The organism is Gordonia sp. w5E2, assembly GCF_036540975.1.
Classification (GTDB): domain Bacteria; phylum Actinomycetota; class Actinomycetes; order Mycobacteriales; family Mycobacteriaceae; genus Gordonia; species Gordonia jacobaea.
Window position 1 is genome coordinate 1,177,776 of sequence record NZ_CP144213.1, and the last position, 25,217, is coordinate 1,202,992.

General features: G+C 65.5%; 22 protein-coding genes. 20 read left to right on the plus strand and 2 right to left on the minus strand.

Annotated elements, in window-relative coordinates:
* Positions 1-30 precede the first annotated feature (30 nt).
* The 19 genes from RND64_RS05405 to RND64_RS05495 all read left to right on the plus strand — a co-directional run bounded on the left by RND64_RS05405 (position 31) and on the right by RND64_RS05495 (position 21,711).
* Positions 31-951: an HpcH/HpaI aldolase/citrate lyase family protein gene (locus RND64_RS05405; RefSeq protein ID WP_414651981.1), complete on the plus strand. Its 921-nt coding sequence runs from the start codon at positions 31-33 to the stop codon at positions 949-951.
* 47 nt (positions 952-998) lie between these two features.
* Positions 999-2,642, plus strand: a complete 1,644-nt coding sequence (locus RND64_RS05410; RefSeq protein WP_290724693.1) for an AMP-binding protein — start codon at positions 999-1,001, stop codon at positions 2,640-2,642.
* Positions 2,642-4,672 (plus strand): acetoacetate--CoA ligase, encoded by a 2,031-nt coding sequence (locus RND64_RS05415; RefSeq protein ID WP_290724696.1) that lies wholly within the window; start codon positions 2,642-2,644, stop codon positions 4,670-4,672. Before RND64_RS05410 ends, RND64_RS05415 begins: the two co-directional genes overlap by 1 nt.
* Before the next feature lie 100 nt (positions 4,673-4,772).
* Positions 4,773-6,200: a hypothetical protein gene (locus RND64_RS05420; RefSeq protein ID WP_331436463.1), complete on the plus strand. Its 1,428-nt coding sequence runs from the start codon at positions 4,773-4,775 to the stop codon at positions 6,198-6,200.
* Positions 6,201-6,367: 167 nt separating this feature from the next.
* A complete protein-coding gene (locus RND64_RS05425; RefSeq protein ID WP_331436464.1) occupies positions 6,368-7,990 on the plus strand; it encodes a cell division protein PerM in 1,623 nt (540 codons plus the stop codon).
* Positions 7,991-8,043: 53 nt separating this feature from the next.
* Positions 8,044-8,625 carry a phosphoribosylglycinamide formyltransferase gene (gene purN, locus RND64_RS05430; RefSeq protein ID WP_331436646.1) on the plus strand — a complete coding sequence of 194 codons (582 nt, stop codon included), beginning with the start codon at positions 8,044-8,046 and terminating at the stop codon, positions 8,623-8,625.
* Positions 8,622-10,202, plus strand: coding sequence for a bifunctional phosphoribosylaminoimidazolecarboxamide formyltransferase/IMP cyclohydrolase (gene purH, locus RND64_RS05435; protein ID WP_331436465.1), 1,581 nt, complete (start codon positions 8,622-8,624; stop codon positions 10,200-10,202). Before purN ends, purH begins: the two co-directional genes overlap by 4 nt.
* Positions 10,203-10,355: 153 nt before the next feature.
* The gene (locus RND64_RS05440) at positions 10,356-11,099 is read left to right on the plus strand and encodes a sulfite exporter TauE/SafE family protein (RefSeq protein WP_049697903.1); all 744 of its coding nucleotides are present in this window, start codon (positions 10,356-10,358) and stop codon (positions 11,097-11,099) included.
* Positions 11,100-11,262: 163 nt separating this feature from the next.
* Complete coding sequence (locus RND64_RS05445; protein WP_064870027.1) at positions 11,263-12,132, plus strand: ABC transporter permease; 870 nt, start codon at positions 11,263-11,265, stop codon at positions 12,130-12,132.
* A gap of 6 nt (positions 12,133-12,138) precedes the next feature.
* Positions 12,139-13,215, plus strand: a complete 1,077-nt coding sequence (locus RND64_RS05450) for a taurine ABC transporter substrate-binding protein (RefSeq protein ID WP_331436466.1) — start codon at positions 12,139-12,141, stop codon at positions 13,213-13,215.
* A complete protein-coding gene (locus RND64_RS05455) occupies positions 13,196-14,083 on the plus strand; it encodes an ABC transporter ATP-binding protein (protein WP_442903965.1) in 888 nt (295 codons plus the stop codon). Before RND64_RS05450 ends, RND64_RS05455 begins: the two co-directional genes overlap by 20 nt.
* Before the next feature lie 68 nt (positions 14,084-14,151).
* Entirely contained in the window at positions 14,152-14,406 is a 255-nt protein-coding gene (locus RND64_RS05460) for a hypothetical protein (protein WP_156527971.1), read from the plus strand.
* Positions 14,387-15,325 (plus strand): TauD/TfdA dioxygenase family protein, encoded by a 939-nt coding sequence (locus RND64_RS05465; RefSeq protein ID WP_331436467.1) that lies wholly within the window; start codon positions 14,387-14,389, stop codon positions 15,323-15,325. The genes RND64_RS05460 and RND64_RS05465 overlap by 20 nt, the downstream gene beginning before the upstream one ends.
* 480 nt (positions 15,326-15,805) lie before the next feature.
* Positions 15,806-16,186, plus strand: a complete 381-nt coding sequence (locus tag RND64_RS05470; protein ID WP_290724720.1) for an ArsR/SmtB family transcription factor — start codon at positions 15,806-15,808, stop codon at positions 16,184-16,186.
* On the plus strand, positions 16,180-16,668 hold the full coding sequence (locus RND64_RS05475; protein ID WP_331436648.1) for an SRPBCC domain-containing protein: 489 nt from the start codon (positions 16,180-16,182) through the stop codon (positions 16,666-16,668). Before RND64_RS05470 ends, RND64_RS05475 begins: the two co-directional genes overlap by 7 nt.
* A gap of 1 nt (position 16,669) precedes the next feature.
* Positions 16,670-17,248, plus strand: coding sequence for a maleylpyruvate isomerase family mycothiol-dependent enzyme (locus RND64_RS05480; protein ID WP_331436468.1), 579 nt, complete (start codon positions 16,670-16,672; stop codon positions 17,246-17,248).
* A gap of 49 nt (positions 17,249-17,297) precedes the next feature.
* Positions 17,298-18,743, plus strand: coding sequence for a sigma 54-interacting transcriptional regulator (locus RND64_RS05485; RefSeq protein ID WP_331436469.1), 1,446 nt, complete (start codon positions 17,298-17,300; stop codon positions 18,741-18,743).
* A gap of 35 nt (positions 18,744-18,778) precedes the next feature.
* Complete coding sequence (locus RND64_RS05490) at positions 18,779-20,779, plus strand: vWA domain-containing protein (RefSeq protein WP_049697910.1); 2,001 nt, start codon at positions 18,779-18,781, stop codon at positions 20,777-20,779.
* Positions 20,780-21,084: 305 nt separating this feature from the next.
* Complete coding sequence (locus RND64_RS05495) at positions 21,085-21,711, plus strand: DUF1707 SHOCT-like domain-containing protein (RefSeq protein WP_049698094.1); 627 nt, start codon at positions 21,085-21,087, stop codon at positions 21,709-21,711.
* 19 nt (positions 21,712-21,730) lie between these two features.
* Here RND64_RS05495 and RND64_RS05500 read toward each other — a convergent pair whose 3' ends face one another.
* On the minus strand, positions 21,731-22,417 hold the full coding sequence (locus RND64_RS05500; RefSeq protein WP_331436471.1) for a TetR/AcrR family transcriptional regulator: 687 nt from the start codon (positions 22,415-22,417) through the stop codon (positions 21,731-21,733).
* Positions 22,418-22,503: 86 nt separating this feature from the next.
* Between RND64_RS05500 and RND64_RS05505 the strand changes: the two genes are divergently transcribed.
* Positions 22,504-24,024 carry an MFS transporter gene (locus RND64_RS05505; protein WP_331436472.1) on the plus strand — a complete coding sequence of 507 codons (1,521 nt, stop codon included), beginning with the start codon at positions 22,504-22,506 and terminating at the stop codon, positions 24,022-24,024.
* Between the two features lie 94 nt (positions 24,025-24,118).
* Here the strand turns inward: RND64_RS05505 and RND64_RS05510 are convergent, their stop codons facing one another.
* Complete coding sequence (locus RND64_RS05510; protein ID WP_049698096.1) at positions 24,119-25,057, minus strand: AEC family transporter; 939 nt, start codon at positions 25,055-25,057, stop codon at positions 24,119-24,121.
* Positions 25,058-25,217 lie beyond the last annotated feature (160 nt).

The following is a 25,217-nucleotide window of genomic DNA, read 5'->3' on the forward strand; positions in this document are numbered from 1 at the left end:
GCGACGTCTGAACGAACAGGAGTGAGAATCGTGACCACCGGCCCGATCGTGCCGCCCAATCAGTTCGGTATTTCCAGCCAGATCGGCAATGAACCGCAGATGTTGGTCAACGCCTGGCTGCCCTCGGGGCCGGCGATGCTGTTCTGTCCGGCGGACCGTCCCGATCGCTACCAGAAGGCGCTCGAGCGAGCCGACGTCGTCATCCTCGACCTCGAGGACGCCGTCGCACCGGAGAATCGCGTGGCAGCGCGGGAAGCGTTGGTCGCCAACCCGATCGACCCCGACCGAACCGTCGTGCGTATCAACCCGGCGGGTACCGGCGACTATCGGCGTGATCTCGCAGCCTTGAGTGACACCAACTATCGGGTGGTCATGCAGGCGAAGGCCGAAACCGCGACGTCGATCATCGAGACGGCGTTTCAGACGATCGCACTCATCGAGACACCACTCGGGGTCGTCAACGTCAACGAGATCGCCCAAGCCGTCAACTGCATCGGATTGATGTGGGGTGCAGAGGATCTCGTTGCCGGTCTCGGCGGCAAGTCGAGCAGATTCGGTCAGGGCGAGCGAGGAGCGGGTACCTATCGTGACGTTGCCCGCTACGCGCGCGCGATGGTGCGGATATCCTCGGCAGCCGCCGGGATCTTTGCCGTCGACTCGGTGCACATCGACATTCCCGACACCGACGGCCTTGTTGCGGAGGTCCGCGACGCCGTCGCACTCGGATACGCCGCGACAGCATGTATCCACCCCTCGCAGGTGGAGATCATCCGCGCTGGCTACAGCCCGGATGCCGACGAGATCGACTGGGCCAAGCAGGTTCTCGAGAAGTCGGAGGAGTATCACGGTGGCGTCTTCAGCCTCGACGGGCAAATGATCGACGGCCCCGTGCTTCGTCAGGCCGAGGCTGTGCTGGCGCGTGCCGCCGCAGCCGAGAACCTCGACACCTAAATGACCGCATGATCAGGATATGAGTCCACGAGAAGAGAGTGATCCGAATGGCCGAGCCGACGGTCGAATTGGCCTATGCCCGTGGTGAAGACAACCCGCCGCTGCTGACGGAGACGATCGGGCAAACGCTCGCGCGAACGACCGACGCGTACGGGGAGAACCTCGCGCTGGTCGACGCGCCGAGCGGACGCACCTGGACGTACCGAGAGTTCCGCACCGAGGTCCTCGCGCTCGCCGCCGGACTGCTGCGGCACGGCGTTCAGGCAGGCGATCGGGTCGGGCTGTGGGCGCCCAACCGACCCGAATGGGTGATGGTGCAATACGCGACCGCCGAGATCGGTGCCATTCTCGTCAATCTCAATCCCGCCTATCGCCAGAACGAACTCGACTACGCGCTCACGCAGTCGGGTACGAGCGTCGTGCTCGCCGCCGAGCGGTACAAGGACTCCGACTACCGGGGAATGCTCGACGCCGCTCGGCCTTCGACGCCGGAACTGCGTGAGGTGATCCTGTTCGAAACGCCCGAGTGGGATGAACTGCTCACCAGGCCGTCGGACGACGAGCTGGCTGCGGTGGCGCAACGTGCGTCGACGCTGCGGCCGGACGACTCGATCAATATCCAATACACCTCGGGTACAACGGGTTTCCCGAAGGGTGCGACACTCACGCACGCCAATATCAGCAACAACGGTTATCTCGTCGGCGAACTCCTCGCCTATACCGACGCAGACCGCATCTGCATCCCGGTGCCGTTCTACCACTGCTTCGGCATGGTGATGGGAAACCTGGCCGCGACGAGTCATGGTGCGGCCATGGTCATTCCGTCGCCGACATTCGATCCCGAAGCCGCGCTGCGCGCCGTCGCCGACTATCGCTGCACGAGCCTCTACGGTGTGCCGACGATGTTCATCGCCGAGCTGGCGCTCCTCGATCACGTCGAGCCCGGCCAGATCGATCTGTCGAGTCTGCGGACCGGGATCATGGCGGGTTCACCGTGCCCCGAACACGTGATGCGCCAGGTCGTTGATCGCATGCACATGGGCGAGGTCTCGATCTGCTACGGGATGACCGAAACATCGCCGGTGTCGTGTCAGACGAGAGTCGACGATCCGCTGGAACTTCGGGTCGGCACGGTCGGGCGCGTCGGCCCGCATCTGGAGATCAAGGTGATCGACCCGATCACGGGAGAGACACTGCCGCGCGGCGAGACCGGCGAATTCTGTACCCGCGGCTACAGCGTGATGAGTGGGTACTGGAACGAACCCGAGAAGACCGATGAGGCGCTCGACGCCGACGGCTGGATGCACACCGGCGATCTGGCCGTCATGGATCCGAACTCGTACGTACGGATCACGGGGCGCATCAAGGACATGGTGATTCGCGGGGGAGAGAATATCTATCCGCGTGAGATCGAGGAGTTCCTCTACACCCACCCGGATATCCTCGACGCGCAGGTGATCGGAGTGCCCGACGAGCGCTACGGCGAAGAGCTGATGGCGTGGATTCAGTTGCGCGACGGCGTCGCCGACCTCACGGCCGACGACTTGCGCGAGTTCGCGACGGGCAAGATTGCGCGCCACAAGATCCCGAGATATGTCCACGTGGTCAAGGAATTCCCGATGACCGTCACCGGCAAGGTGCGCAAGGTGGCGATGCGCGCTGAGTCCGTCGACCTTCTCGGGTTGGCGTAATGGCGTCGTCGACCGTGCCCGGTTCTTCTGAGCGTCGCGAAACAACCACGCGTATCGATGATTTCGCGCGACAGGTCGCCGAGCGCTACGGCGTCGACACGTCGTCGTACGAGACGCTGTGGTCGTGGTCGGTGGACAGTCCGGCGCAGTTCTGGCGCGCGGTGTGGGACTTCTACGATCTCGACGCCATTGCCGGTCCGCTCGCCGAGGGAGACGATGCTGTCCTCGCGTCGACGGAAATGCCGGGCGCGCAATGGTTTCCCGACGTCACCCTGAACTACGTGGATCAGGTCTTCCGGCATGCCGACGATCCCGACGCCGCTGCGCGGACCGCGATCGTCGGAGTCGACGAGAGCGGTACCCGTGTGTCGCTGACCTGGGCACAATTGCGTGACCAGTCGTTGTCCTTCGCGCGCACCCTTCGCCGGCTCGGGGTCGGTGTCGGCGATGTGGTCGCCGCCTACCTGCCCGACATTCCCGAGGCGTTGGTGGCGTTCCTCGGAACCGCTGCGGTCGGCGCGATCTGGTCGGGTTGCGGGCAGGACTACGCACCCTCGGGTGCTGCGGGCCGCCTCGCCCAACTCGAGCCCAAGGTGCTGGTCACCGCCGATGGGTACCGATACAACGGCAAAGACATCGACAAGACGGCCGACAGCGCGGAACTGGCAGGCCTTCTCGAAGGGCTGAGCTGCCACATCGTCGTAGGAGATCCGTCGCGCCAGCCCGCACGCGGAATCGAAATTCTGAGCTACGAGAACGCCATTGCGTCGAATTCGCAGGCGCAGTCCGACGTTCCCGACGCCGACATCCCGGTGCGGGTCGGGTTCGATCATCCGCTGTGGGTGCTGTTCAGCTCGGGAACAACGGGGCGCCCCAAGGGAATCGTGCACGGGCACGGCGGCGTCGTCGTCGAACACCTGAAAGCCGCTGGGCTGCATGCCGATCTGTCGCGTGACGACGTCTTCTTCTGGCATACCGCACTGAGTTGGATGATGTGGAACTTTCAGGCAGCGGGATTGCTGATCGGTGCCGAGATCGTCTGTTACAGCGGCTCACCGCTCTACCCCGATGCCGATCGGCTCTGGGCACTCGTCGCCGACGAACGCGTCACCTACTTCGGCACCAGTCCCGGACAGTTGCAGGCAAGCCGCAAGGCGGGCCTGCGACCGGGCCGCGACCACGACCTGGCGGCGCTACGGGGAATCGGGAGTACCGGTTCGGCGTTGTCGGCGGACCTGTTCGACTGGATCGACGAAAACGTGCGCCCCGGAATCCCGGTGTCATCGATCAGCGGCGGTACCGACGTGGTGACCGCCTTCGCGGGCGGATCGTCGGGGCAGCCGGTGGTGCCCGGTGAATTGTCGGTGCGGTACCTCGGTGTGGCGCTTGCCAGTTGGGCTCCCGACACCACGCCGCTGATCGGTGAGGTCGGCGAGATGGTCGTCACCGCACCGATGCCCTCGATGCCGGTGAGCTTTTGGAACGACCCGGACGGTGCTCGCTATCGAGCGGCATACTTTGCGCACGAGTGGTCGGGCACCGAGACCGACTCGGAACCCGTATGGCGACACGGCGATTGGGTCACGGTCACCGATCGGGGTTCACTCATCATCCACGGCCGCAGCGACGCGACGCTCAACAAGCAGGGTGTGCGGATGGGCTCGGCCGACATCTACGAGGTCGTCGAAAGCCTCCCCGAGATCGCAGAGGCATTCGTGCTCGGCGTCGACGGTCCCGACGGCAAGTACTGGATGCCCCTGTTTGTGACCCTGGTGCCCGGCGCCACGCTCGACGACGATCTGCGCTCGACGATCGCGTCGTCGATCCGCACACGACTGTCGCCACGACATGTGCCGGACGAGGTGATCGAGGCGCCCGGCATCCCGCACACCCGCACGGGCAAGAAGCTCGAGGTGCCGGTGACGGCGATCCTCGCGGGCCGCAGCGGCGTCGACGTCGACCCTCGGTCGATAGACGATCCGGGCCTCATCGACTGGTACTCGGAGCGCGGTCGCGAACATCAGTGGTGAGGGATCCGTCTCACACCGATGTACTAGCGTGGTCGGGGAACTGCCGTGCCATGTGTGCATGTGGGTGCGGCTCGCACGCTTCGACCAGGAGATATGACGTATGAGCTATCAGCCGGGAGGCTCCGGTTACGGCGCTTCCGACTCGGGCCAGGGTTATGGACAACAGGCCGGATATCCGCAGGCCGGGAGCGGGCAGCGCAGCTCTGACCAGCAGGGATCGTCCCAGCAGGGATCGTCGCAGCAAGGATCGTCACAGCAGGGCTACGGACAGCAGGCGCCCGGTCAGTACGGCTACGGACAGCCTTCCGGCTATGGCCAGCAGGGTGCCGGGGGCTACGGACAAGCTCAGGGCTACGGACAGTCTCAGGGCTACGGCGACCAGGGCTACGGGCAGCAGGGATATGGGCAACAGTCCGGATATCCCCAGTCCGGGTACTCGCAGCCGGGATACGGTCAGTCCGATTACAACCAATACGGGCAGGGGCAATACGGCTACGGTGCCGCGCCGAAGCCTGCGAGCCAGGGGCTTCCGGCGAACATCTCGTTCATCCTCGCCATCGCTCTGTGCGCGCTCGCGGCGCTGAACCTGTTCATCGGCTTCTGGAGCTATGGCTCCGGGCTGTCGTCCGGCATCATCGTGATCGCTCTGTCGCTGCTCGCGGCTTTGTTCCCGAACAAAGTCGCTGTCAACGCGCTCGTTCCGGTCTTGGCGGCTTGGACCAGCGCCGACGCGGTGACTCGGATCTACTCGATCATTCGCTCCGCAGTGTCGGACGCTCAGAACTACGCGAACTACGGCGGCTACGTGCCCGCCTCCACCTCGTGGCAGGACTACGTGCAGTTGGTCCTGGCGTTGCTGATCGCGGGACTCGCGATCCTCTGGCTGCTCGTCGTGCTCGATGCGGTCAAGGTGGCACCAGCGCCGGGCGCTGCCGCGACGACAGGTTCGGTGCCCACCGGCGCGACCGTGACGGCCGTCGAGCAGACGACCATCGTGGCCGAGTCGACGCCCGCTACGCAGGCATACGGTCAGGCAACAACGACCGGCTACGGCGATGCACAGGCATCGGGCAAGGCGCAGGCGCCTGTCGCTTCGAGTCCCGCTGGCTCTCATACCCCTGCGTCGGGTTCCTCTGCCGGTAGCTACGGACAGTCGGCGTACACCTACGGCCAGTCGCCCTCTCATCAGGCGGGCAGCTCAACCGCGTACGGCGCGGGCGCAGCGTCGGCACCGGAGTCGTCGCCCCAGGAATCGTCGCCCCACTCGTCGTCCTACTCGCCCTACTCGGCTTCGTCGTATTCGCAGTCGCAGCCGTCGGCGAGTCCGTCCGCTCAGCCCGGATACCCGGGCGGCACCGGAGCGTCAGAGTCGACAGGGCCGGGTTCGAAGGGCTCGAAGGGAGGTGCGGGGTCCTCGCCGACCGCCGCGCCGTCGGCCGAGAGTGGATACGGGGAGCGCGGGGAGCGCACCACGGCGTTCCACCGGCCCGAAGATCAGTCGGGCAGGGGCGGTTCGTCGTCGAGCTGACGACGCGGCCGACACACCCCTGGGTAGTGAATCCCCGGGGGAGCCATCCAGATAACTCGATACGCGCAGGGCCCCGCCACGTTGCGGGGCCCTGCGCGTATGCCGTGAGCGTCGTCTCTCGGCGCGTCTCCGACTCAACTGCAGTCACTCGTGTCACGCTCGTAACGATGTCGTCGATCAGGTCTGTGCCCAGAGAGAATCTTTCCGCGCGTCTGCGTCAGGTGCGGCGGGCGACCCGTGCCCAGCGTCTCGGCACCGAGGGCAGCGCGCGCGAGTTGATCCTCGTCGCATTCGGGGTTCCGGTCATCACGCTGATGGTCCTCGTGGTCTGTGTGCTGGCAGTGCTCCTCATGTCCGGCGGAGATATGTCGGGCATCGCGAACGTGATCTCGGCCTGCTGGCTGGCGATCCACCAGGTGCCGCTGACGATGAACGGCGTCACGCTCGGTGTACTTCCGATGCTTCCGACCCTGCTCGTCGCAGCGGGAACCGCCGGATTCGCATCGTCGGCGAGCCGCGTCGGACGGTCGCCGTCCGAGCTCGCGGCAATCGCGGCGGCTGCGATCGGCGGACCACTCGTGATCACCGCGATGGCATTGGCTGTCCTCATGGACGGATCGTCGGATATGCCCGTTGCTGCGCCAAATGCCTTGTTGGCCTTCGGCTGCACGATCGCACTGCACGGGCTGGCGACAGCCGCGGGTGTGGTCTGGCGACGACGTCGCGACCTCGCAGCACTGACCTCGGTGACCGCCGCCGACCGTCGAGGGTTTCGGTTCGGCCTCCTTGCCGCGGTTGCGCTCCTCGCGGCCGGGTCGGTTCTCGTTCTCGTGCGACTTCTACTGAGCTTCTCCGACGTCGGGCAACTCCTCGGCGGCGGCTACCGCTTCGACGGTTACCTGGGGCTGACAGTGCTGTCGATCCTTTACCTTCCCAACGTGATCGTGGGCGCGACGGCAGTTCTCGTGGGCGCCGACGTCCACGTCGGGGCGATGTCGGTGGACCTGCTGTCCGTGCGCAGCGGCCCGCTGCCGCCCGTGCCGCTACTCGCAGCGCTCCCCGATGCCGACTACGGCACGCTCGGCGTCGTCGGATTCGTTGTCCCCGCTGCCGTCGCCGGCTACGTCGGTTGGCGATGCCGATCGCTCGACCCAATCGCACACGTCCGCGCTGTCGGCGTGGCCGGAGCGGTCGCGGCGTCGATCATCGTGCTGCTTGCCTGGCCCGCGGGCGGCCAACTCGGTGAGATCGGCGCGACGGGCGTCAATGTCGCAGCGGCGGGAGTGTTCACGCTCGGTTGGGTCGTCGTCGTCGGCCTGATCGTCGCGCTCATTTACGGCTGCCTGCCATCGACTCGGCGCGCCAGGCTGCAGATCGAGTCCGGCGGTGAGGATTCCGACGATCTCGACACCTGGCTCGACGACTCCGGATACGACGACGACTACGTCGTCGACTCCCGGGACGAGGACGGCTCGTGGGACGACAACGACTCGTGGGATGAGAACGACTCCTGGGGCGAGAACGACGCCGTCGGCGCGGACTTCGATGGCGCTTCGGAGTACGAGGACGGCGACGTTGACGTCACCGACGACGAGAGTGCCGAGTCCGAAGGTGGCGCGGATGACAGCGTCACCGTGTTCGACGACGCCACCGGGTTCGACGACGCCACAGTGCTCGACGACGGCACCGGGTTTGACGATGACGGAAGCGGCGTCGACTCCGTCAGCACCGCGGACGCAGCGACTCGCTCACGGGGCGTGAACAGCGATCCACTAGGCTCGCAGATGTGAACAGAACCCCCGTAGACGCTGCCGGTAACCCGGTACGCGTCCCGATCGTCGTGATGGCGTCGGGTACGGGAACACTGCTCGAGTCCCTCATCGACCGCGCCGATGGCCCCGATGCCGCCTTCGAGGTGACGGCAGTCGTCGTCGACCGTGATTGCCGCGCAGCGTCGATCGCGCAACGCCACGAGATCCCCGTCGTCGTGTGTCGTGTCTCCGATCACGCCGACCGCACCCGCTGGGACGAAGCGCTGGCCGAGCAGGTGGCAGCAGTCGCGCCGGCGTGGGTGGTGACCGCAGGTTTCATGAAGATCCTGGGCCCGGCGTTCCTGTCGCGTTTCGGTGGCCGCATCGTCAACTCCCACCCGGCGTTGTTGCCGTCGTTTCCCGGCGCGCACGGCGTCGCCGACGCTCTCGAGCACGGCGTCAAGGTGACGGGCGCGACGATCCACCTCGTCGACGACGGTGTCGATACCGGACCGATCCTCGCGCAGGCGCCGGTGATGATCTCACCGAGCGACACGGAGGAGACCCTGCACGAACGCATCAAGTCGGTCGAGCGATTCCTGCTCGCCGACGTTGTGGCGAAACTCGTCACCCGAGGAGTTGTCATCGACGGACGAAAGGCCCGGATTCCGTGAACGCAGCCACCCCCGCAGACACAGGTCGACGCCCCATCAAGCGCGCGTTGGTCAGTGTGTACGACAAGACCGACCTCGCCGATCTCGCGTCGTCGTTGCACGAGGCGGGCGTCGAACTGGTCTCGACCGGGTCGACTGCGAAAACCATTGCGGCAGCAGGTATTCCGGTGACCGAGGTGTCGGAGGTTACGGGATTCCCGGAATGCCTCGACGGACGAGTCAAGACACTCCATCCCAAGGTGCACGCGGGCATCCTCGCCGATAGTCGCAAGGAATCGCACGTCGCGCAGCTCGAGGAATTGGGTGTCGCACCTTTCGATCTCGTCGTGGTCAACCTGTACCCGTTCACCGAGACCGTCGCGTCGGGTGCCACCCCCGACGAGTGCATCGAGCAGATCGACATCGGCGGACCGTCGATGGTGCGCGGCGCGGCCAAGAACCATCCCACCGTTGCCGTCGTCGTCGACCCGATGGACTACGAGCAGGTCTCCGCCGCCGTCGCCGAGGGCGGATTCACGCTCACACAGCGACGCGAGTTGGCCGCCAAGGCATTTCGGCACACCGCTGACTATGACGTCGCCGTCGCGTCCTGGATGTCGCAGGAAGTGGCGCCGGCAGCGGACGGATCGACGTTCCCCGAATGGTCCGGATTCACCTGGGAGCGTTCCGCTGTGCTGCGCTACGGCGAGAATCCCCACCAGGCCGCGGCGCTCTATCTCTCCACTGCGGCGCCTGAGGGGCTCGCGTCGGCAGAACAGTTGCACGGCAAGGAGATGAGCTACAACAACTACACCGACTCCGACGCCGCCTGGCGCAGCGCCCATGACTTCGACGCACCCGCCGTCGCAATCATCAAGCACGCCAACCCTTGTGGCATCGCCATCGGTGAGACGATCGGCGAGGCACACCGTCTCGCCCACGCGTGCGACCCCGTCAGTGCATACGGCGGCGTGATCGCGGCCAACCGTGAGATCACCGTCGAGATGGCCGAGCAGGTCGCCGAGATCTTCACCGAGGTGATCATCGCCCCGGGCTTCGCCGACGGCGCGCTCTCGGTGTTGCAGCGTAAGAAGAACATACGCATCCTGCGAGCCGTCCCGCCGGTGCGCGCAGGACTCGAATTCCGTCCGGTGTCCGGTGGCCTGCTCATGCAGGATCGCGACATCCTCGACGCCGAGGGTGACAACCCGGAGAACTGGACACTCGTCGCAGGACCTCCCGCCGACCCCGACACCCTCGCCGACCTCGAATTCGCCTGGCGCGCATGCCGCTCGGTGAAGTCGAACGCCATTCTGCTCGCCAAGGACGGCGCCTCTGTCGGCGTCGGCATGGGGCAGGTCAACCGGGTCGACTCGGCGCACCTCGCCGTCACCCGCGCAGGCGAGCGGGCCAGTGGCAGCGTCGGAGCGTCGGACGCCTTCTTCCCGTTCCCCGACGGGCTGCAGGTGCTGATCAACGGTGGGGTATCGGCCGTCGTGCAGCCGGGCGGGTCGATCCGCGACAAAGAGGTCATCGAGGCCGCCGCCGAGGCCGGCATCACCCTGTACCTCACCGGTGCACGGCATTTCGCGCACTGACCTGATCTCGTCGACTGTGCGCTCCGTCGAGCCGACTGAGCGTCGCGTACTGCCGACTGGGCGCTGCCTACCGCCGACTGGGCGCTGCCTACCGCCGACTGGGCGCTGCGTATTGCCGAGTGGGCGCTCCGTCGGGTCGAGTGGGCGTGACCGATGAGCGTGCTCGACCTCGTGCTGCTGTTCGTCGCGGGGTTCGGCGCTGGGCTGATCGGATACGTCACCGGCTTGGCGTCGGTGGTCAGCTATCCCGCCCTTCTGGCAGTGGGACTCAGCCCGATCGCGGCGAACGTCACCAACACGGTGTCGCTCGTCGCGGTGGGGGCGGGGAGTCTCGGCCAGTCCGGCAAAGTACTGCTCGCGGGTGATCGTCGGCCGCTGTACGCCGGTGTGGTCGCGTCGCTGATCGGCGGCACGATCGGCGCGATCATTCTCTTGATCACGCCCCCCGACAGCTTCAAGGTGATCGTGCCGTACCTCGTCGGGTTTGCGGCGATTGCTCTGCTCGTTCAACCACAGCTTCGACGACTCGCCTCACGCCACGCCGACCGTCCGTGGCTCTTCGTCGTCGGACTCGGCCTGATCTCCATCTACGGCGGCTACTTCGGTGCGGGCGCGGGCATCGTGCTACTCGCCCTGACTCTCGTCGTGACAAGCGAACCACTCTGGCGCGCAACGCTGTTGAAGTCTCTGTTTCTCGGCGTGGCCAATCTTGTTGCGGCCGTGGGGTTCATCATCTGGGGCCCGGTTCATTGGCCGGCTGCGATCGCGATGGCGATCGGTTGCCTGATCGGCGGTTGGTGCGGTCCACCCGTGGTCAAGCGACTGCCCGCCGGGCCCCTGCGTATCGCGGTGGGACTCGGCGGGCTCGGTCTTGCTGTGTGGTTGGCGTTCAGCTGATACCCGTCGTCGAGTCGAGATCCCTTGCGCGAACGTACGCTTGGCGCACATAATCGTCGACGTCCCTATAGAAGCGACTACCCACCACGCCACTTCGGCGCGCCTTTTTCTCACGCTGAGGAAAAAGATGGTCGCGCGCTGCCCGGACCGGTACACATAGCCGGTGACTTTGTTCGTCGACATCTCGCCCGAAGAGCAGCAGGGCGGGCAACCAGGGGTCGAGAAGACCTCGACCGGCAGCAGGCTTCGTTCTGTTGCATTGCAATTCGGTCTCCCCGTGCTCTCCGTGGTTCTGTTCCTCGCTGTCTACCAAGCCGTCGCCGTCAGCGGCGTCTGGAGCGAGACATTCGTGCCGCGTCTCGGCACCGTATGGCACGCCTTCGTCGAAATGTCGACGACGCACAACGGCGTCGTCGGATATGCCGGTTATTACTGGTGGGAACACCTCTACATGACGCTGCGTCGTGTCTTCGTCGGTGTTGTGATCGGCGTCGCCGCGGGTGTGGTCCTCGGGCTGATCATGGGGTCGATCCCGTGGGTCCGTCGACTACTCGAGCCGTGGCTGACATTCCTGCGCGCACTGCCTCCGCTGGCGTACTTCTTCCTCCTGGTCATCTGGCTGGGAATCGACGAGGCGCCGAAGATCACGCTTCTCGCGTTGGCCGCTTTGCCGCCGGCAGCGGTGGCGACCACCACGGCCGTCAGCGCCACCCCGGTGTCGCTGATCGAGGCTGCGCGCGCGCTGGGAGCAAGCAGGCGTGAGGTGATCTCCGACGTCGTGATTCCGGCCGCACTACCCGAAACATTCACGGGCATCAGGCTTTCGGTCGGCATCGCCTATTCGTCGGTGGTCGCGGCGGAGCTCTTCAACGGAATTCCCGGCATCGGAGGCGTCGTGAAGGACGCCAGCAACTACAACAACACTCCCGTCGTGCTTGTCGGCATTGTCCTCATCGGACTGTCGGGTCTTGTCATCGACGGAATACTTCGGATGATCGAGCACCGCCTGGTGCCGTGGCGCGGAAAGGCCTGAACAACAATGACATTCCTGACAACGAGCAAGGCTCGTCGATCGCGGCTGCGCTCGCTGGGGGTGACGGTCGGTGCTCTCGTCGCTTCGGCTGCGGTCGTGCTCACAGGTTGCTCTGTCGACAAGTCCGGCGGCGACAGCGACAAGCCGACGATTCGCCTTGCCTACCAGTCCTTCCCGAGCGGTGACCTGATCGTGAAGAACAACAAGTGGCTCGAGGACGCGCTACCGAACTACAACGTCAAGTGGACCAAGTTCGATTCAGGCGCCGACATCAACACGGCGTTCGTCGCGAAGCAGATCGACTTCGGCGCAATCGGTTCGAGCCCCGTGGCGCGCGGACTCTCCGCGCCGTTGAACATTGCCTACCAGGTCGCGTTCATCCTCGACGTCGCGGGCGACAACGAGGCGCTGGTGGCGCGCAACGGAACCGGGATCAATTCGATCGCCGACCTCAAGGGCAAGCGCGTGGCGACGGCGTTCGCATCGACCTCGCACTACAGTCTGCTCGCCGCACTCAACCACGCCGGTGTGAACCCGAAGGACGTCAACCTGATCGATCTTCAGCCGCAGGCATCGCTGGCCGCGTGGCAGCGCGGAGACGTCGACGCCGTCTACACCTGGCTGCCGACACTCGACGAGTTGCGCAAGACCGGTAAGACCATCGTGACCAGCCGTGAGGTGGCCACCTGGGGCAAGCCGACGCTCGACCTCGGCGTCGTGTCGTCGGACTTCGCGAAGGATCACCCCGACGTCGTCGACACCTGGCGCAAGGTCGAAGCACGCGCTCTCAAGCAGATCCACGACGATCCGCAGGCGGCGGCCAAGGCTATTGCCGCACAGTTGAATACGACGCCCGAGGACGCGGCCAACCAGCTCAAGCAGGGTATCTACCTGACGAACGACGAACTGACCTCGCCGCAGTGGCTCGGCACCGACGGTAAGCCGGGCAACGTCGCCGACAACCTGCACAGCGCCGCGGAATTCCTTGCGGAACAACAGCAGATCCCGTCGGCGCCCCCGCTGTCGACGTTCCAGAACGCGATCTACACCAAGGGGCTTCCCGGTGTCCTCACAGCACAGTGATACCAAGGTTGACGCCGGTAAGAAGGTCGACGTTCCGGTGACCGAAGGCGAAGCGTCGTCGACTCCCATTGCAGCGCAAGGCGAAGGCAGCATCAGCCTGCGCGCGGTGACCCAGCGGTACGGCAAAGGCAACGACGCAGTGACGGCCGTCGGACCGGTCGACCTCGAGGTCGACCCCGGTGAAGTGCTCGTGCTCGTCGGGCCGTCGGGTTGTGGCAAGTCGACGCTCCTGAGGCTGATCGCCGGATTCGAGGACCCCGCGTCGGGCGTCGTAGAGGTTTCGGGGAGCAAGCCGGTGCCCGGCACCTCATCCGGTGTGGTCTTCCAGCAGCCGAGGCTGTTTCCGTGGCGCACCGTCGGAGGCAACGTCGACCTCGCCCTGAAGTACGCAGGCGTGCCGCGTTCGGATCGGCCGGCACGCCGGGAGGAACTGCTTGCGCGAGTCGGTCTGTCCGACACGGCGAATCGTCGAATCTGGGAGATCTCGGGTGGTCAGCAGCAGCGTGTCGCCATCGCGCGTGCGTTGGCGGGCGACACGTCGCTGCTCCTGCTCGACGAGCCGTTCGCGGCCCTCGACGCGCTGACCCGGGAGACGCTTCAGGAAGACGTCAGGACCGTGAGTGCCGAGCTGGGCCGCACGAATGTCTTTGTGACGCACAGCGCGGAGGAAGCGGCGTTCCTCGGATCGAGGATCGTCGTGTTGACCAGCCGTCCCGGTCGTGTGGCGCTCGACATCTCGTCGCCGATTCCGCGTACCGGTATCAGCGCCGACGACATCAGAGACTCCGCTGAGTACACCGTTCTGCGCACGGAGATCGCGAGCGCGGTCAAGAGTGCGGCGCGCGGCGAATCTGCTGGGAAGAAGTGAGGGTCGGGGTTTTTATCGCGCTGCGGTAAACCCTGTTCCGGCTGCTCGTCGGTGACTAAACAGGTGGTGTGAGCACAACCTCCCACCTCATCGCACCCGTCGGCACGCTTCGCGCTGCCGATCGGTGTCGACTGTGGGACTCTGTTGTCGACGGTGGGTCGGCGCGGACCACGGCCTTTCAGGAGCAGCAGGGGTACGCGCAGATGATTCACCGGATGACATGGGCAGACGGCAGCCACCACGGCTCGCCGCCGGTCTCTCTCGGACTCGCAACCACTTACGACTCCCCGAGAAGGACCCACCATGACCATTTCACTCCCTGATTCCTCACGTACCGGCGCACAAGCCCCACTCGATTCGACGCCTATTGATTCGGCGACGGTCGCGTCGGGCGTCGAGTTCGACATCGACGAATTCGGCCCACGATTCGGCGCCGAGATCCGTGGCGTCGACGTCGCTTCGGCATCCGACGACGAGATTCGCGCCATCCGGGCCGCGCTGATCGAGTACAAGGTGATCGTGCTGCGCGACCAGCACCTTGACGACGCGTCGCACGTCGAATTCGGCCGTCGCGTAGGCGATCTCACCGCAGGACATCCCGTGTGGAACAGCGGCGACGTGCCTGCCGAGGTGTACTCGCTGGACAGCACCGACAACGGTTTCGCCGACGTCTGGCACACCGATGTCACGTTCATGCCGCGACCGCCGATGGGCTCGATCCTGCGCCCGGTTGTGTTGCCACGCAACGGAGGCGACACGAACTGGGCCGACGCGGAGCTAGCGTACGAGTCGCTCTCGGCTCCGGTGCAGCGCCTCGTCGAGGATCTTTCTGCCGTGCACGACGGTAATCGAGAGTTTGGCTACTACCTCAAGCAGCGTCGGGGTGGTCGCGGAAACGTCTGGGACGGAAAGGAGGTCACCGAGTTGGTTCCGGTGACCCATCCTGTCGTGCGGGTGCATCCGGAGACCGGGCGCAAATCGTTGTTCGTCAACCCGGGCTTCACGTCGCATATCGAGGGCGTGTCCGACGCCGAGAGCCGCGGCATTCTCGATCTGCTGTACGCGCACCTGACAAAGCCGGAACACATTGTGCGACACCGCTGGCGCCTCGGCGACCTGGTGCTGTGGGACAACCGCAACACCCTGCATTACGCCAACCGCGACTACGGCGACAACCGCCGGGTGATGCACCGCATCACGCTCCGCGGCGACGAGCCGGTGGGCCCGCCTGCCGCTGGCTGAGCGGGCGCGGGTGTAGCGAGGACTCAGGTCAGTTCGACCAGCGGGCTGGGCCCGTTTTCCGCTGGTTGAGCGGGCGCGGGTGTAGCGAGCACCCGAGTCGAAACCACCTTGGCGGGGGATGCTCGCGCCAGCGACGGGTGCACCCGGCTGGTGGGTGGTCTCGACAGGCTCGATCACCGGGCTGGGCCCGTCTTCCGCTGGTTGAGCGGGCGTGAGCGCAGCGAGCACCCGAGTCGAAACCACCTTGGCGAGGGAAGCTCGCGCCAGCGACGGGTGCACCCGGCCGGCGGGTGGTCTCGACAAGCTCGACCAGCGAGTCCGGCTCGACCGGCGAGGGGTGGTCTCGACAAGCTCGACCAGCGGCGCGCGGCTCGACCGGCGGCGGCTGCTCGCCCTGCGCGCGGCGTATTCAACCAAAGGGTTGACAACCCGGCGGCCTCGTCGCACACTCGTATTCAACCAAATGGTTGAGGAGGGCGAGTGGCAGACGAGTTGTCCAAGGTGTTCGCCGCGCTGGCGGACCCGACCCGGCGTGACATGGTCGCGCGGCTCGCGGTCTCGGATGCGACGGTCGGTCAGCTCGCCGAGCCGTATGACGTCAGCATCCAGGCGGTGTCGAAGCACTTGAAGGTGCTCGAAGACGCAGGCCTGGTGACCCGCACCCGGGAGGCGCAGACACGTCCTGTCCACCTGGAAGCCGAGGTGTTCGACCTCATGACCAAGTGGATCGAGCGGTACCGCCGCGCGGCCGAGGAGCGCTATCAGCGTCTGGACGTCGTACTGGCAGAGATGAACAACGCAGAGATGCACGACGCGCTTCACCGCGACGAGTCACCGACGAAGAAAGGCAAGGCATCATGAGCACGCAGACGCGCTATCCGGAGGCCACCATCGAGGCCGACAAGGAGGTGCCGATCATTCGCATCACACGCGACTTCCGCGGCACCCCAGCACAATTGATGAGAGCGCACACCGATCCCGAGCTGTTCGTGCGCTGGGTTGGCCCAGACGTGATCTCCAGTCGAATCATCGAGTGGGACGCGCGAAACGGTGGAAGTTGGCGCTACGCCGCGACACATGGCGATCAAGACCACTACTTCCGAGGTTGTTTCCACACCGTTTCCGACGACACGATCGTGCAGACCTTCACCTGGGAGGGCATGCCCGATCAGGTGGCGCTGGAGACGCTGCACTTCGAGGATCTCGGCGACGGCACGACGCGCCTGCACGCCCAATCCCTATGTGACAGCTTCGAAGCCCGCGACGGCTGGTTGTCGTCGGGCATGGAGGTCGGGGTCAACGAGGGCTACGCCAAGCTCGACGGCCTGCTCGGAGAACTCTGACATGACGACGTCGCTCACCGAGCTCAGCGCTGCCGACCGTCATCGCATCATCGCGGACGGATTCGCGGAAGAGGTTGCAGTAGTACAAGACTGGGACGCGCCGACGCCGGTCGACGGGTGGGTGGCGCGCGACGTCGTCGCTCATCTCGTGGACTGGTTCGCGAGCTTCCTCGCCGCCGGGGGAGTGCAGCTACCCGACGCGCCGTCTGTCGCCGACGACCCGCTCGCCGCCTGGCAGGCGCGCAGTGCCGCGATCGGCGAACTGCTCGACGGCCCGTCGTCGAACTCGGCTTTCGTTCACCCGATGGTCGGTGAGCATCGTCTCGCCGACGCGGTCGATCAGTTCTATACAGCCGACGTCTTCATGCACACCTGGGATCTCGCGGCGGCCGGGGGCAGGACCGCGGACCTCGACCCCGTGTTCGCGCAGCGCCTGCTCGACGGCATGACCGGTATCGAGGAGCTGCTGCGATCGTCGGGTCAGTACGGACCGGCGGTGCCTGTTGACGACGACGCCGATCCGGTCACGAGGCTCGTCGGATTCATCGGGCGCGATCCCGCCTGGCGTCCCGAGCGCTAGCGGCGAACGGGCTCGCGAACCCGGCGCCCGCACGCTCGACGGGAGTACCGTGGAGAAGGTGCCAGAGGAGAACTTCACCACATCCAACTCCCAAACCACCGAAAGTCGCCCCCCCTCACCAAGAACCGTCGGCGAGTTGCGTGCCAGCGGCCATGTGCAGCGCAGTGTGCGTGACGAGATCCGCCACAACCTGCTCACCGCGCTTCGCGAGGGCGACGACCCGTGGCCGGGAATCGTCGGGTTCGAGGCGACGGTCATACCGCAACTCGAGCGTGCGCTGATCGCGGGCCACGACGTGGTCATGCTCGGCGAACGCGGCCAGGGCAAAACGCGCATTCTGCGCACACTGGTCGGCCTGCTCGACGAGTGGACGCCAGTCATCGAGGGCTCCGAACTCGGCGAGCATCCGTACGAGCCGATCACGCCGGCGTCGGTTCGACGCGCAGCCGCACTTCTCGACGAGCTCCCGATCGAATGGCGTCATCGCAGCCAGCGCTACAGCGAGAAGCTCGCGACACCCGACACCTCCGTGGCCGACCTCGTCGGCGACATCGACCCGATGAAGGTGGCCGAGGGCCGCAGCCTGGGCGATCCGGAGACCATTCACTTCGGACTTATTCCCCGCGCGCACCGCGGCATCTTCGCCATCAACGAGCTGCCCGACCTTGCCGAACGCATCCAGGTCTCCATGCTCAACGTGATGGAGGAGCGCGACATTCAGGTGCGCGGCTACACACTGCGACTCCCGCTCGACGTCCTGGTCATGGCGAGCGCGAACCCCGAGGACTACACCAACCGCGGCCGCATCATCACACCGCTCAAAGACCGCTTCGGCGCCGAGATCCGGACGCACTACCCGCTCGAACTCGACGACGAGATCTCCGTCATCGAGCAGGAAGCCGACCTCACGGCGACGGTTCCGACGTTCATCACCGAGATCCTCGCTCGCTTCACCCGCTACGCGCGCGACCATCCGTCGATCGATCAGCGGTCGGGCGTCTCGGCGAGGTTCTCGATCGCGGCCGCGGAGACCGTGGCTGCCGCAGCGTTGCATCGCGCCACCGTGACCGGGGAGGACGTGCCCGTTGCGCGCGTCGTCGATCTCGAATCGGTCATCGAGGTGCTGCGCGGCAAGATCGAGTTCGAGTCGGGTGAAGAGGGGCGCGAGCTCGAGATCCTCGAGCACCTGCTCCGCAAGTCCGTCGCCGATACCGTTCGCGCACACCTCGGTGGCATCGACATGGCACCGCTCGTCGACGCCCTGGAGAACGGAGAACCCGTTGTCACCGGCGACAGGGTGACGGCGTCGGATTTCCTGGCGTCGATTCCCTCACCCGAGACGACGGCCGGTGTCCTCGACGGCATCGCCGAACGACTCGACGCCGAGGCGGACGGCGAGCGTGCGAGCGCACTCGAATTAGCGCTCGAGGGACTATTTCTGGCCCGTCGCATCGGCAAGGAAGCCGACGACGAGGGGCAGACCATCTACGGCTGATCTCGGCCGCACGACATCGGGCTGGACGTATACACATGGCTCAGAAGAACTTTCACCGTTCGCGCTACCAGCGGTACACCGGTGGCCCCGACCCGCTCGCGCCGCCGGTCGATCTACGCGAAGCGCTCGAGGAGATCGGCGACGACGTGATGGCGGGAGCGTCGCCGCAGCGCGCGCTCCGCGAATTCCTGCGCCGCGGAACGTCGGACATGCGCGGCCTGGACAAGCTGCGTGAGGAAGTCAACCGTCGGCGGCAGGAGCTGTTGAAGCAACGAAACCTCGACGGAACGTTCAATGAGATCCGCGAGCTCCTCGACCGTGCGGTACTCGAGGAGCGCAAACAACTCGCACGCGACCTCGACGACGACGCGCGTTTCGCCGAGATGCAGATCGGGAGTCTGCCGCCCTCGACTGCTCAGGCCGTCGAGGAACTGTCTGAGTACAACTGGCGGAGCCCGCAGGCGCGTGAAGACTTCGAGAAAATCAAGGATCTGCTGGGCCGGGAACTGCTCGACCAGCGTTTCGCGGGAATGAAGGAAGCACTCGAGGGTGCCTCCGACCAGGACCGTGAGGCCATCTCCGAGATGCTCACAGACCTCAACAAGCTTCTCGACGCCCACAATCGTGGCGAGGACACCACTGAGCAATTCGACGACTTCATGCGCAAGCACGGCGAGTACTTCCCCGAAAACCCGCGCAACACTGAGGAACTCATCGACTCGCTCGCACAACGTGCCGCCGCGGCGCAGCAGTTCTACAACTCGCTGACGCCCGAACAACGAGCAGAACTCGATCAGCTCGCGCAGCAGGCGTTCGGCTCACCCGATCTGATGAATCAACTCGCGCAGATGGATTCGGCGTTGCGGGAGGCCAGGCCCGGCCTCGATTGGGACGGCGGTGAGTCGTTCTCGGGTGATCAGCAGATGGGACTGGGGCAGGGTGCGGCGGCGCTGCACGACATCTCCGAACTCGACGCACTCTCCGAGCAACTCTCGCAGCAGTACGCCGGTGCGCGCATGGATGACATCGACCTCGACGCCCTCGCAAGACAACTCGGCGACCAGGCAGCCGTCGACGCCAGAACACTCGCCGAGCTCGAGAAGGCGTTGACCGAGCAGGGATTCTTCGACCGTACGTCCGACGGCACTCTGCGACTGAGCCCCAAGGCGATGAGGCAGTTGGGGCAGACCATCTTTCGTGATATCGCCGACCAGATGTCGGGGCGTCGGGGTGACCGGCAGACCCGCAAATCGGGATTGCTCGGCGAGCCGACCGGGGCGACGCGCGAGTGGGAGTTCGGCGACACCGACCCGTGGGATGTCACGCGAACCGTCTCGAATGCGGTGCTGCGCACCATCACCGAGAGTTCCGACCCCGCGCACGCGCCGTCGGCGATGGCCCGCGACGGTGTGCACATCTCCGTGCGCGACGTCGAGGTCGCCGATACCGAGGCGCGGACACAGGCCGCCGTGGTGCTCCTGGTCGATACGTCGTTCTCGATGGAGATGGAGGGTCGCTGGACGCCGATGAAGCGGACCGCGATCGCGCTGAATCACCTGATCTCCACCAGGTTTCGGAGCGACGAGCTCGAAGTGATCGCCTTCGGACGGTATGCCCGGAGCATCGACATCGCCGAACTCACCGGGCTACAGCCACGGATGGAGCAGGGGACCAACCTGCATCACGCACTGCTGCTCGCTCAACGCCACCTGCGCAGATTCCCCAACGCGCAGCCGGTTGTCCTCGTCGTCACCGACGGCGAGCCCACCGCGCACCTCGACCCAAGCGGCGAGCCGTTCTTCTTCTATCCGCCGCACCCGCAGACCATCGCGCTCACCGTGCGCGAACTCGACCACGTCGCACGAATGGGAGCGCAGGTCACGTTCTTCCGACTGGGGGAGGACCCCGGGCTCGCGCACTTCATGGACCAGATCGCCCGCAGGATCGGCGGTCGGGTGGTTGCTCCCGACGTCGACGGACTCGGTGCCGCAGTGGTCGGAGACTACCTGCGGTCACGACGTCCGCGCCGCGGCTGATCGGGGCACGGGGCTGATCCAGGAGAAATCAGGGGACTAGTCAGGGTGTTTCAGGGTGTTGGGCGCCGGATGCGATCACTAACGTCGACGGTATGAGCGTTCCCGCCGAACTGCCAGAGCCTGAACTCCCAGAACCCGATTCGACCGGGCATGACCCGGCAGCTCCTGAATCGACCGGGCCGGATCTGACAAAGCCTGAGCCGGCCAACGCTGAGCCCGCCAAACCTGATCTGACCAAGCCTGATCTGACCAAGCCCGGTCCCGCCCAGTACGAGACCGCCCATTACGAGACGGCCCGGTCCGAGATCGCGGCCACGGGCGACACACCCGCGCCGGATCACCGACTCAGAGCAGCCGACGCCGACCGCGAACTCGTCCACCAAATCCTCTCCGCCGCGATGACGAGTGGCGCACTGACGCCGAGTGAGTACGAGGAGCGGGCGCTGAAGGCTTCTACCGCAAAGACTTTCGGCGATCTCGATGCGTTGACCGACGATCTTCCCGTCGGGCAACTCGGCGTGCCCCTGCCGCGGCCAGGCGATCCGTACCCGACAGGTGTGACGCGTCCCGGCACGGGGTCGGGACGTAAGCCGGTGCGCCATCGCCTCGCCATCATGTCCGGCTCAGAGCTGAAAGGCCATGCGTCGGTTGCAGATCAGCTCGAGGCGACAGCGATCATGGGCGGTGTCGAGATCGACCTACGCGAAGTCGAGTTCACCGAACCGGTGCTGACTGTCCAGTGTGTGGCGATCATGGGTGGCGTCGACGTCATCGTGCCGCCGGATGTGACCCTCGAAGTCGGTGGTCTCGCCATCATGGGCGGATTCGAGAGCAAGGCCGATGGGCCCGGGCGTCCGGGGGCCCCGACGGTCCGTGTGACCGGATTCGCGTTGATGGGTGGCGTGGACGTGAAGCGCAAGGAGCGTCGTTGATCGCGCCCACGCGGCGCCGTCAGTCGATGCGACCGTAGATCATCCGCAGGATCGCAATGGTGAGTGTGTCCAGCGCGGCGTCGTCGTCGTCGGCAGTGGTTGCGGTTGAACTATGTCCGTCGCCCGCCGGCGCGGCCGTCGACGATGTCAGTTCGCTCAGGCCCGCGTCGCGCATCACTGCCACGAGAAGTGCCAAGTCTGCTGCGGGCGGACCGTCGGGTGCCAGTCCTGCTGATCGATCGCGCTCGATCTTGGCCGCGAGTCGCTCGACGAATCGGGCGCGCGCTCTCGCGAGGAAGTCCTGTAGCGGCGCGTAACCGGAGGTGTATCCGGTCTGGGCTGCGCACGCCATGATCGATCCGTTCGTTTTCCAGATCGCGGCGACGGCGCCGAGTTGCTCGCGCAGGCCGTCGGCGTCGGGTCCGACGGCGTCGAACCAGTCGTGAGTGCTGGCGAAGTCGTCCCAGATCCGTTCCATGAGCGTCGTGAGAACGGCCTGCTTCGACGGAAAGTAGAAGTAGAAGCTGGTTCGCGAAATGCCCGCCGCAGAAGAGATGTCGTCGATGGTGACGTCGTTGATCGGATGATCGGCGAGAAGCGAACGCATCGCGCTCAGTATCTGGTCTTCACGCTCGTCGCCTTTGGTGCGAGCACCTCTACGGCGGGCCGGGTGGGCCTGCGATTCGTCGGGCGCCTTGGTCGTCATACATCCCATAGTAGGAAATCCGGACAATTTCGACTAGTCGTCGATAAAAATCGACGCAGCGTCGATTCTGTTCTAGATTGGCTCCTATGACACAAGCGGCAGCTCAGGAGCAGGCACCCTCGAAGGTGCGCTCGTCGACATCACTGATCGTCGTTGCCGCAGCGGCGTCTGTGCTGTTGCTCTCGATGATTCAGACCCTCGCGGTGCCCGCCCTGCCGCAGATCGGGCAGCAACTCGGCGTCTCGCTGACGACGGTCGGGTGGGTGACCACGGCGACGATGCTTGCGGCGTCGGCATTCACTCCGCTGTTCGGTCGTCTCGGCGACGTCTACGGGCACAAGCGCGTGATCGTCGCGGTGCTGGTCATCACGCTGGTGGGCAGTCTCATTGCAGCACTGGCGGATTCGATCGAGTGGCTGATCGTCGGTCGAGTGTTGCAGGGCGCGAGCTTCGGACTCTTCCCGCTGGCGATCAGCGTGTTGCGGCAAGAGTTGCCCCGCGAACGTCTCACCGGCGCGATGGCGATCACCGCGTCGTCGTTGGGAGTCGGCAGCGGGCTGGCGCTTGTGGCAACAGGTCTGCTCACACAGGGAAATGCCGACTACCGTCGCATCTTCTGGCTGTGCGTCGCGATGGCGGTCGTCGTGCTGGCGCTGGTCATCTTCGCGATTCCGTCTCGACCGGGAGCGGGCGGACGCGTCGACTACTTCGGCGCGCTGGTGCTCGCGGTCGGCCTGGTGTGTCTGTTGCTGCCGACGTCGCAGGGTCATACCTGGGGCTGGGGGTCGGCACGAGTGATCGGGTTCTATATCGCCGCCGTCGTCGTGCTCATCGGTTTCTGGGCACTGCAGAGTCGACGCGGCGAGCCGCTGGTGTCCGTCGACTTGCTCAAGCAGCGAGCGGTTCTCGCCACGAACGTTGCGTCGTTGTGTGTCGGGTTCGCGATGTTCAGCGTGTTCCTCGGCGCGACCTACTTTGTGCAGACGCCGGATGCGTTGGCGGGCTACGGGTTCGGTGCCTCGGTCCTACGCACGAGCGTCGCGTTCATGCTTCCCGGCGCGATCGTGTCGATCCTCGTCGGGCCGGTGGCGGGAGGGCTGGTCGGACGGGTGGGTCCTCGAGTCGTGCTGCTCGGCGCGACCGTGATCGGTGTGGTCGGGATGCTCATGCTGACCTTCTTGCACGAGAACACCGGTGAGATGATCGCTGGACTCATTGTTGCGAATGTGGCTGTGGCCGCGGCATATTCGGCCATGCCAGCGCTCCTGGTCGAGAACGTCGAACCGCACGAGACGGGCATCGCCAATTCGATCAACTCCATCATGCGCACCGTCGGTGGCGCGATCGGCAGTGCGGTCATCATCACCGTGCTCGCTGCCGAGGTCGCGATTCACTTCGTCGGAGGCACCGCGGTCTCGCTTCCGACGGAGAATGCCTACCGTGTGGCGTTCCTGCTCGGCGCGGGTGCGTTCGCGCTCGCTGCCCTGCTTGCGCTCTTCGGGATTCCACGTCGAAGCCGGCACCACCTCACGGCGCATCAGCGTGAGGAAGAGATCGCGCTCGGTGCTGCGGGCGAGTTCGCGACCGGGTCGGTCGACGTCGACTGACCTGGTCGCGGCCGTGTTGTGGGGGACCCGGCCTCAGTTGTGTGGGACGTAGAGGTACAAAAATGCCCCCGAGGATCCCACGCAACCAGAACGGTCAGGCCAGCAACCAGGCGATCACCGCGATAACAGGGATCGACACCAGGGTGGTGAGCAGCGCGGTGTCGCGTGCGAGCACCTGCCCCCGCCGGTAGCGCGTCGCGTAGACCAGCACGTTCTGGGCGGTCGGCAATGCTGCGATCACGACCTGCGCGAACAATGTGTGTCCCGACTCGCCGAAGCCCCATCGCGCGACCACGTACACCAGTGCGGGCATGAACAGCATCTTGAGCACGGTCGCGAGCGCGACCTCGCGCCGTGGACTCTGTCCTTTCTTGAACAGTGGCACGCCTGTCAGCGACATTCCGAAGGCCAGGAGCGCTGCGGGCACCGACGCGCTGCCGAGCATTTTCATCGGTTCGAGGATCGCGGTCGGCGGATGCCACCCGATCAGCGAGACGACCACTCCGATCAGCCCTCCGATGACGATCGGGTTGGTCAGCGGGAGTCGCACGGTGTCGCGCAGCACCGACTTTCCCGCGGTGCGGTCGAGTGCCGTGACGTCGAGTACGCCCAACGCCAGCGGCGAATAGATCAGGATCTGAAACAGCAGCAGCGGTGCGATGAACGAGGCGTCGTCGAGAACGAAGATCGCTATCGGCAGACCGAGATTGACGCTGTTGACGTACGACGACGAAAGTGCGCCGATGGTCAGCTCCGGTATGTCGCGACGCCGCAGCAGCCCGCGCGCGAGCACGATGTAGAGCGTTCCGGTGGCAAACGCCGAGACTCCCGCGATGACGAGCGTCGACGAGAAGATGACCGAGAGATCGGAAGTCGCCAACGACGTGAACAGCAGTGCTGGCGTGCAGACGAAGAACACCAGTCGCGACAGGACGTCGTGTGCGTGTTCACCGAGGACCTGCGTGCGCCCCAGGGCGAATCCGATGGCCACCAGGATGAAGATGACGGTGAAACCGGAGACGACGCCTGACACTCGGATGAGTGTATGCAGCCGCACTTTGTGTGCTTTCACTAAGCTGGCGTCAGGTTTGGAGTGGCCTGGGCCTTTTTGGGTGTGCACGGTCGCTCTAGCAGTACGGTCGGCGCGGCGATGACGCCGACGGCGAATCCCACAGAGACGAACCCAGAGAGGT